Genomic DNA, 18,208 nt, shown 5'->3' with positions numbered 1-18,208 from the left:
TAAGTGAGCAATTTCCCTTGGCAAGATAGACCTGCAAACAATAACGACATTATGTGGCGTTATAGCGAAAACCCGATTATAGATCGTTATGCTATTCCATCATCAAACAGTATTTTCAATAGTGCTGTAGTTTCTTTTAAAGATGGTTACGCCGGCGTTTTTAGATGCGACAACAAAGCCGTACAAATGAATATTTTCGCAGGTTTTAGTAAAGATGGCATCAATTGGGATATAAACCATGAGCCTATCGAAATGAAAGCCGGAAATACAGAAATGATTGAGAGCGATTACAAATACGACCCTCGTGTTGTTTTTATTGAAGATCGCTACTGGATTACTTGGTGTAACGGCTACAATGGGCCAACTATTGGTATTGGTTATACCTTCGATTTTAAAGAGTTTTTTCAATGCGAAAATGCCTTTTTACCCTTCAACCGAAACGGTGTACTTTTCCCTAAAAAAATCAATGGAAAATACGCGATGTTAAGTCGCCCAAGTGATAATGGTCACACACCTTTTGGTGATATTTATATTAGTTACAGTCCAGATATGAAATATTGGGGCGAACACAGATGTGTTATGAAAGCTGCTCCGTTTGAAGACAGCGCATGGCAATGCACTAAAATTGGTGCGGGTCCTATTCCTATTTTAACAGACGAGGGTTGGCTAATGCTATACCACGGTGTAATTAATACTTGTAACGGATTTAGATATGCAATGGGTGCTGCCCTTTTAGATGAAAACGAACCAGATCAAGTTAAATACAGAACACAACCGTACTTATTAGGACCGGCCGTATCTTACGAGCAAAATGGCGATGTACCTAACGTGGTTTTCCCATGTGCCGCATTACACGATGTTGAAGAAGATAAACTTTCGGTATATTATGGTGCTGCAGATACTGTAGTAGCAATGGCATTTGGTAAACTAAGCGAGGTTATTGACTTTACAAAAAACAACAGTTTATAATTTAAATGAATAGGAAACTAAGCATATTACTGTTAATAGCAATTGGCGCTTCGGTTTTGGGTTATGCACAACCTAAAACCGATTTGATGCCAGAAACATACGTTGCTTACAAAACCAACACACCTATTTCTATTGATGGTAAAGGTGACGATAACGCATGGAAAAACGCGGCGTACACCAAACTTTTTACCGATATTGAAGGTGATAAAAGACCCAAATACAACACCAAAGTTAAAATGCTTTGGGACGATAATTATTACTACATTCTTGCCGAAATGCAAGAACCTGATGTTTGGGCAACATTAAAACAACGAGACACCATAATTTTTTATAATAACGATTTTGAAGTTTTTATAGATCCTGATGGTGACACGCAAAACTACTACGAGCTTGAAATAAACGCCTTAAACACCGTTTGGGATTTGTTTATTAACGAGCCCTATCGTGAGCAAAATGTGGTTTTAAACGATTGGACACTCACTGGATTAAAATCGGCTGTAACGATTGATGGCACCCTTAATAATGCTGATGATACAGATAAAGGCTGGACACTAGAAATAGCCATTCCTTGGAAAGCTTACCGAGCATCATATTACCACCAAAATATACCTGAAAACGATTTTTGGCGTGTTAACTTCTCCAGAGTGAACTGGCAACACGACCTTAACAACGGTAAATATTCACGCAAAAAAGATGCTCAAGGTAAATTTTTACCCGAATACAACTGGGTTTGGTCGCCAATGGGTGTGATTAATATGCACGAACCAGAAAAATGGGGTTATGTTTATTTTTCTTCGGAAGCTGTTGGAAGCAACATTAATTTTACCATTCCTGAAGACGATAAAGTTAAATGGGCGCTTTTTAGCTTGTACAGAGCACAAAAAGCGTATAAAAAAGAACACAATATTTGGGCAACTAACTTAAAAGACATTCAAGACAGAACTATTTTTTTAAACGGAGTAACCGTTAATCCCATTTTAGAAAATCATTCAAACGGATACAACATTACAATAGTTAGCCCTTTTTCTAACAAAATGTATAGCATTACAGCAGACGGACAATTCATCAGCTTAAATTAAAACAACAACCTCATGAAATCAATTTATATTCTCTTAATTTCTTGTCTTATTTTTTTTTGTAATTCTTCAGAAAAAAAGCAAAATAAAAAGCAACCGCAGGCAGATTTAAAAATAATTGGTTACGTGGCTGGTTACGAAGATTTCGACCCGTCGGATATTGATGCGTCAAAACTCACGCATATCAATTACGCTTTCGCGAATATTATTGATGGCAATGTTAATTTTGAATTGCCTACAGATAGCCTGAAAATTGCGCATACAATTGCCTTAAAAAAACAAAACCCAGACTTAAAAGTCATGTTTTCTATTGGTGGTTGGGTATGGTCCGATCAGTTTTCAACTATAGCGGCTTACAACGATTCTCGTGTAAAATTCGCAAAAAGTGCGGTCGCATTAATGCAATATCATGGTTTTGATGGGATTGATGTAGATTGGGAATTCCCTGGTCAACGCGGTGAAGACAACATTTTTAGCCCAAAAGACAAAGAAAACTTCACCTTACTTTTAGCCGAATTACGCAAACAGTTAGAGCTTGAAAGCGCAAAAACAAACACGCATTACTTACTCACCATCGCAACTGGAGCAAATCAAGCATATATTGACAATACCGATTTAGGAACCGCGCATCAATATTTAGATTTTATAAATATTATGTGTTACGATTTTTACAACGGTTGGTTTAACCAAACCGGTCATCATGGGAATTTATATCCTTCAACTCACGAAAAATTTAATGGTAACAGCGGTTTAGAAGCTGTAGAACGTCATTTAAAAGCGGGTGTTCCTGCCGAAAAATTAATTATGGGCATTCCGTTTTACGGCCGCAGATGGGAACATGTAACGCCTGAGAACAACGGCTTATACCAAACCTCGAAAACCACCAACAGTATTGTGGCTACATGGAAAATTAAGGAAGAACTTAAGTCGGATAAATTTCAGGAATTTTACGACGATTCTGCTAAAGCTTCCTATTTATGGAATGCGCAAGACAGCATTTTCATTTCATGGGAAACTCCAAAAGAAATCAAATTAAAATCCGATTTCATAAAAGAAAAAGGCCTTGGTGGCGCTATGTTCTGGGAATATAGTTTAGACGACAACAAAGAATTATTAAACACTTTATACAACAGCATCCGTTAAAAACCTTATAAATTATGCAAAAACCGTTATACATACTTGCCATTTTACTGCTTTTTGTAGCGTGTCAAACACCAAAAAAAGAAACTCCAACAACAGCTACAGAAACACAACCTTTTGAATATGGCGTATGGATAACTGCCGATGCAAAACGAAGCGATGCCGAATATGTTACTGAATTTAACCGCTATAAAAACGGCGGAATCGACGAAGTTTTAATTAACACCAATACCAACCCAAAACTTCTTGAACGTTTAGTGCCTATGGCGACTAAAGCAGGCTTAAAAGTTCATGCGTGGATCATGGCTATGAATCGTCCTGGTGACTCGATTGCTTTACAACACCCAGAATGGTACCAAGTGAGCAAAAACGGTGAATCGTGTTTCGATACCAGACCTTATGTTGATTACTACCAGTGGTTGTGCCCAACTCGTGAAGAATCAAGAAATCATGTTTTAGCTTTGGTTGAAGGTTTAGCCAAAGTTGAGGGGATAGAAAGTGTGCATCTAGACTACATTCGTTTTCCTGATATTTTCTTACCTATCGGATTGCTGCCAAAATACAATTTGGTTCAAGATACCGAAATGCCAGAATACGATTTTTGCTACTGCGATGCTTGCATTAACAAGTTTGAAGCTATTCATCATAAAAACCCACTTGAAAGCAATAATACGGCCATTGATATGGAATGGAAAAACTTCCGTTTAAACGCTATTCGAGAAGTGGTTAACGATGCCTATGAAATCGTTCATAAAAACGATAAAATATTAACTGCTGCGGTATTTCCGTATCCTGAAATGGCAGATCACATGGTTCGCCAACGTTGGGATAAATGGCATATTGATGAGCTTTATCCAATGATTTATCATAACTTTTACAACGAAGAAATCGATTGGATTGGTTATGCCACAAAACAAGGCGTGCAAGATTTACAAAGTAAGTCTGCTAAAATTAACACGGGCATTTATATTCCTGGATTAAACCAATCGCAAGACGATTTAATTGAAGCTATAAAACTTGCTAAAGCCAACGGCGCTAAAGGTGTTTCGTTTTTCGACGGACCTGCTTTAACCGATGAAGATTTAGCAACCATTAAAGCCACAAAAGCAAGCTTACAATAACAAATACAAATAACTAAAACCACAAACAATGTCTAACAGAAGATCTTTTATTAAAAAAACCGCTCTAGGAACCATTGGTTTGAGTACCGTTTTCGCTTGTAAAAATGTTGATGCCAAAACAGAAAACACTGTTGCTGCAACAACACCAAAACAAGATAAAAAACCATTAATTATTTCTACTTGGAATCATGGTTTGCCTGCTAACGAAGCCACTTGGAGAGCCTTACAAAACGGTGCAAAACCGCTTGATGCTATAGAAGTTGGTATGAAAATCCCTGAAGGCGACCCAACCATTCGTAGTGTTGGTTACGGTGGTTACCCTGATCGTGAAGGCAATGTTACTTTAGATGCTTGTATTATGGATCATAACAGCGATTGCGGTTCGGTGTCGTTCTTAAAAAACATAAAACACCCTATTTCTGTAGCAAAGCGTGTGCTAGAAAACACACCGCACGTTATGCTTTCTGGTGAAGGCGCTTTACAATTTGCTCTTGAAGAAGGCTTTAAAGAAGAAAACTTATTAACTCCAGAATCGGAAGCCGATTGGAAAAAATGGCTTGAAGAATCAAAATACAAACCTGTAATAAACATCGAAAACCACGATACTATTAGTATGCTCGTTATTGATAATGACGGCAATATTTCAGGTGGTTGTACCACAAGTGGTGCCGCTTGGAAAATGCATGGTCGCGTTGGCGATTCGCCAATTATTGGTGCTGGTTTATTTTTAGATAACGAGGTTGGTGCCGCTGCCGCTACTGGTTTAGGTGAAGCGGTTATCCGTACCGCTGGAAGTGCTATGGTGGTTGAGTTAATGCGCCAAGGCAAAAGTCCAGACCAAGCTTGTAAAGAAATTGTTGAGCGCATTTACAACAAGCACAAAAACCATCGTGATATGGAATATTTACAGGTTGGTTTTATTGCTGTAAACAAAGCGGGCGAATACGGAGGATACAGCTTACGCTCTGGCTTTAATTATGCCGTTTGCGATACCGATAATGGCAACCGTATGGAAGATTCAAAATTTAAAATGACTTGGGATAACTAATTTTTATTTAATGCGTTTAAAATCACAAATAACAGCTATACTTTTAGCAATTACTGCTTCAACCTTTGCTCAAAACACACCATTTTGGCTAAATGAAAAGAAAAATGAAGACAACAGGCTGCCCATGCATGCCTCTTATTTGGTGTTTGAAAATGAAGCTGTAGCTGAAACTGATGATTACACGCAATCTAAAAATTACATCAACCTTAACGGTACTTGGAAATTTAAGTATGTTGAAAGTCCTTCGGCAATTCCAGATGGTTTTGAAACTACTAGCTATAACGACAGTCAATGGGACAATTTTAAAATACCAGCAAACTGGGATGTTAACGGTTACGGATACCCAGTTTACACCAATACCACTTACGATTTTGCTAATTTAATTGAAGTTAATCCGCCAAACGTTCCAACGGAATACAACCCTGTTGGTATTTATAGACGCGTTTTTAATTTTGATGGCAACACCAAAACAAATGATGTTTTATTACACGTTGGTGCCGCAAAATCGAATCTTACCGTTTGGATAAATGGTCAATATGTTGGTTACGGTGAAGATGGTAAACTACCGCAAGAGTTTTTGCTTAATCCGTATTTAAAAGAAGGCGAAAACAGCATCGTTTTAAAGGTGATGAAATGGAGCGATGGATCGTATTTAGAATGTCAAGATTTTTGGCGTATGAGTGGTATAACGCGCGATACGTATGTGTATTCCAGAAATAAAACGCATCTTGTTGATTTTGAAATCACACCAGATTTAGATGAAAACTACCAAGATGCGACCTTAAAAGTTTCAACCGAAATTAAAGGTTTCAGCAAAAAATCAAAATATACTTTAGATGTTGTTTTAAAGGATGAAGACCAAGTTATTGGTTCAAAATCTTTCAGCATCAATGCGAATACCATCAAAAACACTTTAGAATTTTCAGTTTCTAATCCTAAAAAATGGACTGCCGAAACACCTAATTTATATCAGGTTCATTTCATTTTAAAAGATAAAAAAGACCAAGTTGTTGAAGTGATTAAAACACAAACTGGTTTTAGAAAAATTGAAATTAAAGGCGGCCAGTTATTAGTTAACGGGCAACCTATTTACATAAAAGGTGTGAATCGTCATGAAACCGACCCAACTACAGGACAAACCATTTCCAGAGGTCGCATGGAGCAAGATTTACTCATGCTAAAAACCTATAATTTTAACGCCGTTCGTTTGTCGCACTACCCTAACGACGAGTATTTCTACCAATTATGCGATAAATATGGTATTTATGTTGTGGATGAGGCGAACTTAGAATCGCACGGTATGGGTTACGACATTACCAAAACTTTGGGTAACAAACCCAATTGGGAATTGGCGCATTTAGAGCGTATTGAGCGCATGGTAGAACGCGATAAAAACCATCCATCAATTATTATTTGGAGCATGGGTAACGAAGCCGGAAACGGTTACAACTTTTACCGCAGTTATTTATGGTTGAAGGATCGCGACCCGTCACGACCAATACAATACGAGCGCGCTACCGTTGCTGGTTGGGAAGGTGCTAATTTAAAATTCGATTGGGATTCTGATATTGTCGACCCAATGTACAGCTCACCAAAAGGTATGGAAGAATACATTGCAGCAAATCCTAATCCGTCACGTCCATTCATTCAATGCGAATATGCGCATGCTATGGGAAATTCTCTTGGAAATCTTAAAGATTATTGGGATGTTATTCGTGCCCACAAAAACTTTCAAGGTGGATTTATTTGGGATATGATAGACCAATCGGTTTACAAAACAAAACCCGATGGCACTAAAGAATTTGCCTATGGTGGCGATTTTGGACCGGAAGATGTACCAAGTGACAATAACTTTTTAAACAATGGTGTATTTAACCCAGAGCGCGAACCAAATCCGCATGCTTTTGAGGCGAAATCCGTTCTGCAAGAAATTCACACAACATGGGCTAATATAGACAAGTTTGAAGTTTCGGTGTTTAACGAATTTTTCTTTAAAAATTTAAGCAACGTACAATTAAACTGGGAATTAGTTCTTGATGGTAAGCCCGTACAAAACGGAAACATTACCGAACTTACCAACGCACCACAAGAAACCAGAACTTACACACTAAACATAAAAGAACCTAAAAAGCAATACCAAGAAGCATTTATAAACATTAGCTACACCTTAAAAAACCCAGAACCGTTTATAGAATCTGGTGTTGAAATTGCTAAAGAACAATTGCATTTTAAAGGCACTTGGAAAAACAATCAATCTGTGTCTCCTTCAGGTTCGTTTAAAGTTACTAAAACCAATGAAAGCATCAGTTTTAAAAGTGATGTTACCGAATTAAGCTTTAATAAAACAACTGGTTTATTAAACACTTATAACTTTCAAAACGATTCTATTTTAAAACCTGGCTATACGTTACAACCTAATTTCTGGCGTGCTCCAAATGATAATGATATGGGCGCTATTTTTCAGAAGAAGTTACTGCCTTGGAAAACCGTTTCGAACGCACCAAAACTTATCGATTTTAGTTATAAATTAGATAAGAACGGCATCGTTTCCGCGAAAGCGCAATACGAATTAAAGGATGTATTTGCCAATTTAACTCTAAACTACACCTTTAACAGTTTAGGCGTTTTAAACGTTTCGCAAGATTTACAAATTGAAGCCGATAAAGAAACGCCGTTATTACCAAGATTCGGAATGAAATTAACACTTCCTGATGGTTTCGACGCTCTTAATTATTACGGTCGCGGCCCATTTGAAAACTACAGCGATAGAAATTACAGCAGCGATGTTGGATTATACAAACAAACAGTTAGCGAGCAATATTATCCGTACATAAGGCCACAAGAAACTGGTAACAAAACCGATGTGCGCTGGTTAACTTTAATGGGTAAAAACACACAACTTTTAGTAACCTCTAACGCATTGTTTAGCAGTACTGCATTACATTTTTTAGATGATGATTTAGATGATGGCCTTGAAAAAGACCAACGCAATGCTTCGGATATTTCCGAACAAGACCTAACCACATTAAAAATAGATTTAACGCAAATGGGCGTTGGAAGTATTGACAGTTGGGGCGCATGGCCAATGGAAAAATACTTACTAAGAGCCAAACATTACAATTACCAATTTACCATAACACCTTCAACGAAATAACAATGAATCGTTTAAAATATATTATTAGCTGTTTACTAATCGCCTTATGCTTTGCTTGTAAAGAAGACAAAGTGTTTACCGAAGCGGATATAAACATCATACCAAAACCGAAAGCTTTACAACTGAATAAAGGTAGTTTCGAGTTTAACGACAATACGGTATTTGTAGTTTCAACTGAAGCGCAAAAAACGATTTGCAACTCCTTTATAAATCAATTTAAAACCGCCACAGGTATTAGTTTGTCTATTGTAAACGAAGCGCCAAGTAATAATTTTATAGCTTTAAAAACAGACGATTCTTTAGCTGCTGAAGCTTACACTTTAAACGCTAACAATACGAATGTTAACATTTCGGCAAGCAGCGATGCAGGCTTTATTTACGGCCTTGAAACGCTATTGCAACTTTTACCAACCGAGATTGAAAGTACTGAAGTGGTTACTAACATCGAATGGATCATTCCAGCAGTAAGCATAACCGATGAACCTCGTTTTAAACACCGCGGTTTGATGTTGGATTTATCGCGTCACTTTTTCGAGAAATCGTACATAAAACAAACCATTGACCGTCTTGTAAAACATAAAATGAATGTGCTACATCTGCATTTGGTAGACGACCAAGGTTGGCGTATAGAAATTAAAAAGCATCCAAAACTTACCGAAGTTGGCGCATGGCGTGTAAACCAAGAAGATGCTGCTTGGAACGCCAGAACTACCAACAGTCCTGACGAAAAAGGCACTTACGGTGGCTTTTTAACCCAAGCCGATTTACGAGAAATTGTAGCGTATGCCGAAGAAAAAAATATAGAGGTTATTCCAGAAATTGAAATGCCCGCACACGTGAGTTCTGCCATTGCTGCTTACCCAGAATTATCGTGTTTTGAAAAACCTATTGGTGTACCTTCTGGTGGCGTTTGGCCAATTACCGATATTTATTGCGCTGGTAAAGACAGTACGTTTGAATTTTTAGAAGATGTATTGCTAGAAGTGATGGCTATTTTTCCATCGGAGTACATTCACATTGGTGGCGATGAAGCCACAAAAACCAATTGGGAGGTTTGCCCACATTGTCAAAAGCGTATAAAAACCGAAGGACTTGAAAGCGTTGAAGAACTGCAAAGCTATTTTGTAAAACGCATGGAAAAATTCATCAACTCTAAAGGCAAAAAATTAATTGGTTGGGATGAAATTTTAGAAGGCGGCCTTTCGCCAAAAGCAACAGTAATGAGCTGGCGCGGAACAAAAGGTGGTATTGAAGCTGCTAAACAAGGGCACGATGTAATTATGACGCCCGAAGCCTATTGCTATTTCAACTTTTATCAAGGCCCACAAAATGAGGAACCAACAGCTTTTAACGCCTATTTACCATTAAATAAAGTGTATGAATTTAATCCGGTTCCAGAGGAATTTACCGAAGATCAAGCGCAACATATTTTAGGTGCTCAGGCAAATTTATGGGCAGAATTTATTGCAAGCGATGATGCTTCAGAATACATGATGTTCCCTAGACTTGCCGCTTTAAGTGAAGTCCTTTGGTCGCCACAAGACCAAAGAAATTGGGAAGATTTCTCTAAACGTTTATTCACTCAGTTTAAGCGTTACGATTATGCTGGTATTAACTATGCAAAAAGTGCTTATTTGGTAACGGCTTCAGCGAAAGCGGATATCGAGAATAACAGTGTAAAATTAGCCTTGAAAAATGAGTTTCCTAATCCGGATATTCGATATGTTTTCAATGATGATTCCATAGAAAACAATGCTACAAAATACACCGATACGCTTACCATAAACGAAACTACTATTGTAAAAGCATCGTTATTTAAAGACAATAAACCTGTTGGCAAAACCTATGTTGATACGATTAAGTTTCATAAAGCGTCTGGTAGTAAAATCAGTTTTGCTCATCCTTATCACGATAACTATCAAGCTGACGGTATTCAAGGATTAGTGAATTCCATTCGTGGTTCTAAAAACTTTCATGACGGACAATGGCAAGCGTGGATTGGCAACCCTATGGAAGCTACAATTACACTTGATAATATCACCGAAATTGAATCGGTTAGCGTTGGTTTATTAGAAAACCAAGGTGCTGGTATTTATTTCCCAGAAATGGTTGAAGTATTGCTTTCTTCCGATGGTAAAACGTTCGAAAAAGTGGGCGAAGTAAAAAGTACCTTATCAAAAAGTACTGGCGCACTCTTAAAAGATTTAAAAATAACCTTCAATAAATCCGAAGTAAAATTCATAAAAGTGATTGCAAAACCGCATGATGCTGGTTTTAAAGGCAACAATACTTTTGTTTTTGTTGATGAAATTATAGTAGAATAAATAAAACGATATAAATTAAAAACCCTATGAAGAAAAGACTAGCATTAGTAGTATTAATATTTTCTGCAAAACTATTTTCGCAGGCCATTTATGAAGATGAGCGCTATATTCCTGAAACCGATCCATTAGTACTTGAAAAATTAGATGAATGGCAAGACCTTAAATTCGGACTTTTAATGCACTGGGGCACGTATAGCCAATGGGGTATTGTAGAGTCTTGGTCGTTATGTCCTGAAGATTACGGTTGGTGTGAGCGCACAAAAGGTAGCGATCCATCTAACTACAATCAATATGTAAAAGATTACGAGGCTTTAAAAAAGACGTTTAATCCTATTAAATTCGACCCAACAAAATGGGCAAAAGCCGCTAAAGATGCGGGTATGAAATACATGGTTTTTACCACAAAACACCACGATGGTTTTAACATGTTCGATACGCAATACAGCGATTACAAAGTAACCGATCCTGAATGTGCGTTTAGCAGCAACCCAAAAGCAAACATTGCTAAAGAGGTATTTAGCGCTTTTAGAGATGAAGATTTATGGATTGGTGCTTACTTTTCTAAACCAGATTGGAACAATAAAAGTTACTGGGATCCTTACTTCCCTGCATTAGACAGAAACGTAAACTACGACCCGCTGGCTTATCCTGAAAAATGGCAGAGTTACGTAGATTTTACGCATAACCAAATTTTAGAATTGTTAACCGATTATGGTAGCGTAGATATTTTATGGCTTGATGGCGGTTGGGTGCAAAAACTAGCTCCAGAAACCATTAAAAAAGATTACGAAGCTAAATTTGCCGAAAACAAATCGGGTAACGGTTTTATAAAACACCGTGTGGTTGATCAAGATGTTAAAATGGACGAACTTGTTGTAAAAGCGCGTGAAAAACAACCAGGTTTAATTGTGGTTGATAGAGCGGTACACAGCAAAAACCAAAACTATTTAACGCCGGAAAACCGCGTTCCTGAAAAAACATTGCCTTACCCATGGGAATCTTGTATTACTTCTGGCGGCGGATGGTCGTACACTCCAGATGCTAAATATTTAACTGGAAGAGAAGGTATTCATATGCTTGTTGATGTTGTCGCAAAAGGCGGAAACTTACTATTAAACGTAGCGCCTAGTCCTGAAGGCGAATGGCAAGAAGGTGCTTACGATTTATTAGAAGCTTACGGCGATTGGTTAGATGTAAACGGTTCTGCCATTTACAACACAAAACCTATTGCGCCTTTTAAAGAAAACAACATTTGTATGACCCAAAATAAGGACGAAAATGTGTTTTTATTTTATCTAGCTAAAGAAGGTGAAACTAAAATACCGTCAGAAATTGTTATAAAATCAATCAACCCAAAAAGAGGTGCAAAAATTACCATGTTAGGTTCTAAAACACGCTTAAAATGGGAGAAATTAGATGAAGGTTTTAAAGTAACCATTCCAGAAAGCTTAAGAAACAATTTACCTTGTAAAGAAGCTTGGACGCTTAAAATCAATAAAATTCAATAATATAAAGTAGTCTGTTTTCTTGACTTCAAAACACCATTGTTTAACTTAAAAACCATGAATAAATATATAACTGAAGTTGTTGTAGATGCTGTAGATTCAGCTTTAAACGCCCAAAAGGCGGGTGCAAACCGTATTGAATTATGCGATAATTTAATTGAAGGCGGCACCACACCAAGTTACGGTATGTTGGCTGTTTTAAGAGAACTGCTAGATATAGATATTCATGTGATGATAAGACCTCGTGGTGGCGATTTTTTGTATTCGCATGTAGAATTTGAAGTCATGAAAAGGGACATTGTAGCCGCAAAGCAATTGGGTGCCAATGCGGTTGTTTTTGGTATTTTAACTAAAGATGGACATATTGACAAAGTTAGAACTCAAGAACTTTTAGAACTGGCTCACCCGCTTTCGGTAACTTTTCACCGCGCTTTTGATAGCGCCAAAGATCCTTTTGAAGCCTTAGATGATTTAATTGAAATAGGCGTTTCGCGATTGCTTACTTCAGGGCAAGAAGCCACAGCATTACAAGGCGCTAACACCATTAAAGCATTAAAAGCGCAAGCAAATGGAAAAATTACAATCATGCCAGGTAGCGGTATTAATCCAGAAAACATAACAGAGCTCGCAAACATTACCAACTGTAACGAGTTTCATTTTAGTGGTAAAACAACCATTAAAAGCCATATGGAATTTTCTAAAACTTTAAATGTTGGGCGTAAGCAAGATGATGATGCCAACGACCGACAAATAGCCAGCACTAAAATCATTAAATCGATTATTGACAAACTAAACACCGTAACATTTTAGCATAAAAATGAGTGTAAACAAAACATATATCGTTGCTATATTGATAGGTTTTATCAGCCTCTCAATTACAGCGCAACAACCCGCCGATTACGTTAATCCGTTTATAGGAACATCAAATTACGGCGCAACTTACCCGGGCCCAATTGCGCCACGTGGTATGGCGAGTATTAGTCCGTTTAACGTTGCAGGTTCACAAAATAAACTCGAAAAAGATAGTCAATGGTTATCCAACCCTTATGTTCACGAAAACACCTTTTTAACTGGTTTTTCTCATGTAAACATGAGTGGTGTGGGTTGCCCAGAACTTGGCGTACTTTTACTCATGCCCACAACTGGTGAGGTAGAAACCAATCATTTAAAATACGGTTCAACCTACTCTAACGAAGAAGCAAAAACCGCATATTACAGTTCTACCATCGATAAATATGATGTTAAAGCTGAATTTACGGCATCAACGCGAGTTGGTGTAAGTAAGTTTACGTTCCCTAAAGGACAAGCCAATGTGCTTTTAAATCTTGGTTTAGGTTTAACAAACGAAGAAGGCGCCATGGTAAAAGTGGTGTCGTCAACAGAAATTGAGGGTATGCGTAGCGTAGGCACATTTTGTTATAATAGTCCAGAAGATGCTTATCCAGTATATTTTGTGGCAAAATTTTCGAAACCTGCCGATAGCTTTGGCGTGTGGAAAAAACCAGAAACCTACGAAGGTGTTGAAGCCCAATGGATGACCTACAACGGAAAAACCCGCCTGATGGAAGGCACTAAAAAAATGGTTGTTGGTGATAGTATCGGTACTTACTTCTCATACAATTTTAAACAACCCGAAACTGTTGAAGTTAAAATTGGCGTATCGTACGTTAGCATTGAAAACGCTCGCGAAAACCTTGAAAAAGAAACTCAAAACAAAACTTTTAACGAGGTTTACCAAGAAACTTACAACGCCTGGAACGAGCAATTGTCGAGAATTTTAGTGGAAGGCGGCACCGAAGACGACAAAACCATATTTTACACAGCGTTATATCACACGCTTATTCACCCCAATACTTTAAACGACTTTAACGGTGAATATCCAGAGATAAAAACCAATAACATTGGTAAAACCGATGGCACACGTTACACAACCTTTTCGTTATGGGATACGTACAGAAATTTACATCAACTGATGAGTTTGGTGTACCCAAAACAACAATCGAATATGATTAAAAGCATGCTCGATATGTACGATGAAAATGGCTGGTTACCAAAATGGGAACTCAACTCTACCGAAACTTTCACAATGGTTGGCGATCCTGCAAGTATTGTAATTACTGATACTTATTTAAAAGGTATTCAAGATTTCGATGTTAACAAAGCTTACGAAGCCATGTTAAAAAGCGCTGATGCTTTAGAAGATAATCCGTTACGAAATGGCATTAAAAATTATATTGAAAAAGGCTACGTAACGACCAACGAAAAAGGACCAGTTTCAACCACTCAAGAATACAATGCCGCAGACTATTCTATTTCACTTTTAGCGGATGCTTTAGGTAAAAAAGATGATTACAACCGATTTAAAAAACGTTCGATTTCTTACCGTAAACTCTACGATAAAAACCTTAAACTATTACATCCAAGAAATGCCGATGGCAGTTTTTACGAACCTTTCGATCCAAATTCGGGTGCTAATTTTGAAGAAAACGTTGGCTTTATTGAAGGTAATGCTTGGCAATATGCTTTTATGGTGCAACATGATGTAAAAGGACTTATAAAATTAATGGGCGGCAAAAAGCCATTTGTAAATCAGCTTCAAAAGGTATTCGATATTAATCAATTTGATATGGCTAACGAGCCAGATATTCATTATCCGTATTTATTCAACTACATCAAAGGTGAAGAACACCGTACTCAAAAATTAGTCGATCAATTAATTCATAAATACTTTACCAATCAACCAGCAGGTTTACCAGGAAATGACGACACAGGTACCATGAGCGCATGGTTAGTCTATTCCATGATGGGGTTTTACCCAATTACACCAGGCGAACCCGTTTACACAATTACGACACCAGTATTTGATGAGGTAACTATTTCTCTAAATCCGGAATATTACAACAGCAAAAACATTACAATAACCCGTAAAAAGAATAACAACAACGCCATAAAAACCATCAAATTAAATGGAAAAACGCATAACAGTTATTTCGTTACTCATGACCAATTGGTTAATGGCAAGGTGTTAGAAATCATTCAGAACTAATAATAGCAAACAATAAAAATGAAAAAAATAGCAATTGTAGCATTTTTAATTTCAAGTTTTTACACCAACGTAAATGCGCAGAAATATCCGTATCAAAATGCGAAACTTTCGGTTGAAGACCGTGTAACCGACCTTTTAAGCCGTATGACTTTAGAAGAAAAAGTGCGTCAAATGGATATGTATAAAGGCGAGTTTTTCAAGGAAAATGAAGACTTTTCAAAATCGAAAACAAAAGCTAAAATTGGCGATTTAGGTGTTGGTGCCATCCACGATATTTATCCGCGTTCAGCGAAAATGATAAACGACCTTCAAAAAAACGTCATTAAAAGTAACCAATGGGGTATTCCTGCGCTAATTATGTGTGAAATGCTACATGGTTATTTAGATGAAGGTAGCACCGCATTCCCTATGAATATTGGTCTTGGAGCCACTTGGGATACCAAATTACTTGAAAAAGTAGGTAAAGTTATTGGTAGCGAAGCGCGTGCGCATGGTGTACATTTTGGTTTAGGTCCCGTGTTAGGTATAGGTCGCGAACCACGTTGGGGTCGTGTGGCCGAAACTTTTGGAGAAGATACTTATTTGGCTGGCGAACTTGGTTTAGCAATGGTAAATGGTATGCAAGGCGATACTTTGGCATCGAACAGCTCGATAATTTCAGAACCTAAACACTTCGCAGTGCATAGTCAACCACAAGCAGGTGGAAATTCATCGCCTGTAATTGTTGGAGAACGTACTGCTCGCGAGGACTTTTTGGCGTCTTTTGAAAAAGTATTTACCAAAGGTGGCGCGTTAGGAACTATGTGTGCTTATTCAGAATTAGACGGCGTGCCTTGTGCCGCAAACCATTGGTTACTTACCGACGTGTTACGAAACGAATGGGGTTTTAAAGGAATCGTGGTGTCTGATTTAGGCGCAATAAAATACATCCAAACCACGCATTACGTAGCCGATTCTCCAAAGGAAAGCATCCGTCAAGCGGTTGAAGCTGGTGTAGACATGCAGTTCTACGATTTTACAAACGAATTTTGGCAAGATACTTTAATCGAATTAGTAAACGAAGGCAAACTATCAATGGAAGCCATCGATCGTGCTGCAGGTGGCGTGCTTCGTTTAAAATTCACTTTAGGTTTATTCGAAAATCCTTATACCGAAAAAGGCTTAATTGAAGCGCGTTTTCATTCGCAAGCACATCAAGATATTGCGCTTGAAGCAGGTAGAAAATCAATCAGTTTACTAAAAAACAAAGACAACGTTTTACCGCTTAGCAAAGATTTAAAAACTATTGCCGTTATTGGTCCAAATGCCAATGCATCACGTTTAGGCGGTTACTCGGTAAAAAACAAAGTAGCAACCACAGTTTTAGAGGGTATTAAAGAAACTGTTGGCAGTAATACCGAAGTACTTTACGAAGAAGGCGTGCCGTTAATTATAAAAGGACAAATTATTCCATCAAAATATTTATTTACTCCAGATGGGAAACAAAATGGCTTGAAAGGTGAATATTTTAACAACCGTAATGTTGAAGGTGAGCCTGCATTAACTCGAATTGATGACAAATTAGAATTCGATTGGCCATGGAACCCAGGTGAAGGTGTTAACGATGATGATTTTTCTATCCGCTGGACAGGAACTATTAAATGCGACCAGAGTTTTGATGGTTGGATTGGTTTAAGTTCTGATGATGGTATTCGTATGTGGATTGATGATGTTTTAGTTATCGACAACTGGACCAAAGGAGCAACAAGCATTGTTACAACGCCTAAAAAAATTGAAGCTGGTAAAAGCTACAACGTTCGCATAGAAATGTGGGAAGGCGGCTGGGGTGCCCGTGCGCACTTACGCTGGAATTTAGAAAAAATCAATTTGCAACCTGCTATAAACATTGCTAAAAAGGCTGATGTTGCCGTTGTAGTTATTGGTGAATCTCGCGAGCTTGTTGAAGAGAATCGTGATGTCGCTACTTTAGACTTACACGGTATGCAACAAGAATTAATTGAAGCTATTGAAGCTACTGGAACACCTGTTGTTTGTGTATTAATGAACGGAAGACCTTTATCTATAAATTGGATAAACGATAATGTTCCTGCCATTCTTGAAAGTTGGTTCCCAGGTGAAGCTGGTGGTAGCGCTGTTGCCGATGTACTTTTTGGTGATTATAACCCAGGCGGACGTTTACCGATAAGCTTCCCAAAATCGGTTGGACAATTACCAATTTATTACAACCAAAAGCCATCTGCGATTCATCGTTATGTGAGCGAAAGTGAAAATCCGTTATACACATTTGGTTACGGATTAAGTTATACAACTTTTGAGTATTCTAATTTAAAATTGAGTTCTAACTCCATTTCAAAAACAGGTAGCTTAACGGTAAGTGTTGATGTAAAAAACACAGGGCATTATGACGGCGATGAAGTGGTGCAGCTTTACATTAATGATATTTATAGCAGTGTAACCACTCCAAAGCAAACCTTAAAAGGCTTTGAGCGTGTGTTTATTAAAAAAGGAGAAACAAAACATATTGAATTTACACTAGCACCAGAAGAATTAGCCATCTGGAATCGAGACATGAAACGTGTAGTAGAACCAGGTGAATTTAAAGTTATGGTTGGTGGTAATACCAAAGACGTTTTAAGCGCAAATTTTAACGTAAAAGAGTAAATTAACCTTAGTTTAACAAAAGTCTTAACTAAAGATTTTTTAAACAAAATCGGTTTTTAAAGAAGAAGTATTAATAATTATATTTTATTTCTTCTTTTTTTGTACAAAAAATCGTGTTTTTATAGGTTTTCAATAATCATATCATTACCTTAAAAAACAGTATT

The 18,208-nt window shown here is 37.6% G+C and carries 11 protein-coding genes; all 11 read left to right on the top strand.

Annotation, left to right across the window (positions count from 1 at the left end):
* Positions 1–3: 3 nt before the first annotated feature.
* The 11 genes from PK35_RS16190 to PK35_RS16140 are packed head-to-tail and all read left to right on the top strand — an operon-like array spanning position 4 to position 18,044.
* Positions 4–969 carry a glycoside hydrolase family 130 protein gene (locus PK35_RS16190; protein WP_044627627.1) on the top strand — a complete coding sequence of 322 codons (966 nt, stop codon included), beginning with the start codon at positions 4–6 and terminating at the stop codon, positions 967–969.
* A 5-nt stretch (positions 970–974) separates the two neighbouring features.
* A complete protein-coding gene (locus PK35_RS16185) occupies positions 975–2,048 on the top strand; it encodes a carbohydrate-binding family 9-like protein (RefSeq protein WP_044627626.1) in 1,074 nt (357 codons plus the stop codon).
* A 12-nt stretch (positions 2,049–2,060) separates the two neighbouring features.
* Positions 2,061–3,188, top strand: a complete 1,128-nt coding sequence (locus PK35_RS16180; RefSeq protein ID WP_044627625.1) for a glycoside hydrolase family 18 protein — start codon at positions 2,061–2,063, stop codon at positions 3,186–3,188.
* Positions 3,189–3,202: 14 nt separating this feature from the next.
* The gene (locus PK35_RS16175; RefSeq protein WP_044627624.1) at positions 3,203–4,306 is read left to right on the top strand and encodes a putative glycoside hydrolase; all 1,104 of its coding nucleotides are present in this window, start codon (positions 3,203–3,205) and stop codon (positions 4,304–4,306) included.
* A gap of 28 nt (positions 4,307–4,334) precedes the next feature.
* Positions 4,335–5,354 (top strand): glycosylasparaginase, encoded by a 1,020-nt coding sequence (locus tag PK35_RS16170; protein ID WP_044627623.1) that lies wholly within the window; start codon positions 4,335–4,337, stop codon positions 5,352–5,354.
* Positions 5,355–5,364: 10 nt separating this feature from the next.
* Complete coding sequence (lacZ, locus tag PK35_RS16165; RefSeq protein WP_044627622.1) at positions 5,365–8,508, top strand: beta-galactosidase, LacZ type; 3,144 nt, start codon at positions 5,365–5,367, stop codon at positions 8,506–8,508.
* 2 nt (positions 8,509–8,510) lie between these two features.
* A complete protein-coding gene (locus PK35_RS16160; protein ID WP_044627621.1) occupies positions 8,511–10,832 on the top strand; it encodes a beta-N-acetylhexosaminidase in 2,322 nt (773 codons plus the stop codon).
* A 26-nt stretch (positions 10,833–10,858) separates the two neighbouring features.
* Positions 10,859–12,340: an alpha-L-fucosidase gene (locus tag PK35_RS16155; RefSeq protein WP_044627620.1), complete on the top strand. Its 1,482-nt coding sequence runs from the start codon at positions 10,859–10,861 to the stop codon at positions 12,338–12,340.
* A 54-nt stretch (positions 12,341–12,394) separates the two neighbouring features.
* A complete protein-coding gene (locus PK35_RS16150; protein WP_044627619.1) occupies positions 12,395–13,147 on the top strand; it encodes a copper homeostasis protein CutC in 753 nt (250 codons plus the stop codon).
* 7 nt (positions 13,148–13,154) lie between these two features.
* Positions 13,155–15,383, top strand: coding sequence for a GH92 family glycosyl hydrolase (locus PK35_RS16145; RefSeq protein ID WP_044627618.1), 2,229 nt, complete (start codon positions 13,155–13,157; stop codon positions 15,381–15,383).
* Positions 15,384–15,401: 18 nt separating this feature from the next.
* A complete protein-coding gene (locus PK35_RS16140) occupies positions 15,402–18,044 on the top strand; it encodes a glycoside hydrolase family 3 N-terminal domain-containing protein (protein ID WP_044627617.1) in 2,643 nt (880 codons plus the stop codon).
* Positions 18,045–18,208 lie beyond the last annotated feature (164 nt).

This window comes from Neotamlana nanhaiensis (assembly GCF_000943555.1).
GTDB classification, from domain to species: Bacteria; Bacteroidota; Bacteroidia; order Flavobacteriales; family Flavobacteriaceae; genus Neotamlana; species Neotamlana nanhaiensis.
This window is presented reverse-complemented; position numbering and strand designations above follow the sequence as displayed.

Excerpts from the sequence above, each read along its gene's own strand:
- PK35_RS16185 (WP_044627626.1), top strand. The coding sequence starts at position 975 with ATGAATAGGAAACTAAGCATATTACTGTTAATAGCAATTGGCGCTTCG.
- PK35_RS16180 (WP_044627625.1), top strand. The coding sequence starts at position 2,061 with ATGAAATCAATTTATATTCTCTTAATTTCTTGTCTTATTTTTTTTTGT.
- PK35_RS16175 (WP_044627624.1), top strand. The coding sequence starts at position 3,203 with ATGCAAAAACCGTTATACATACTTGCCATTTTACTGCTTTTTGTAGCG.
- PK35_RS16170 (WP_044627623.1), top strand. The coding sequence starts at position 4,335 with ATGTCTAACAGAAGATCTTTTATTAAAAAAACCGCTCTAGGAACCATT.
- lacZ (WP_044627622.1), top strand. The coding sequence starts at position 5,365 with ATGCGTTTAAAATCACAAATAACAGCTATACTTTTAGCAATTACTGCT.
- PK35_RS16160 (WP_044627621.1), top strand. The coding sequence starts at position 8,511 with ATGAATCGTTTAAAATATATTATTAGCTGTTTACTAATCGCCTTATGC.
- PK35_RS16155 (WP_044627620.1), top strand. The coding sequence starts at position 10,859 with ATGAAGAAAAGACTAGCATTAGTAGTATTAATATTTTCTGCAAAACTA.
- PK35_RS16150 (WP_044627619.1), top strand. The coding sequence starts at position 12,395 with ATGAATAAATATATAACTGAAGTTGTTGTAGATGCTGTAGATTCAGCT.
- PK35_RS16145 (WP_044627618.1), top strand. The coding sequence starts at position 13,155 with ATGAGTGTAAACAAAACATATATCGTTGCTATATTGATAGGTTTTATC.
- PK35_RS16140 (WP_044627617.1), top strand. The coding sequence starts at position 15,402 with ATGAAAAAAATAGCAATTGTAGCATTTTTAATTTCAAGTTTTTACACC.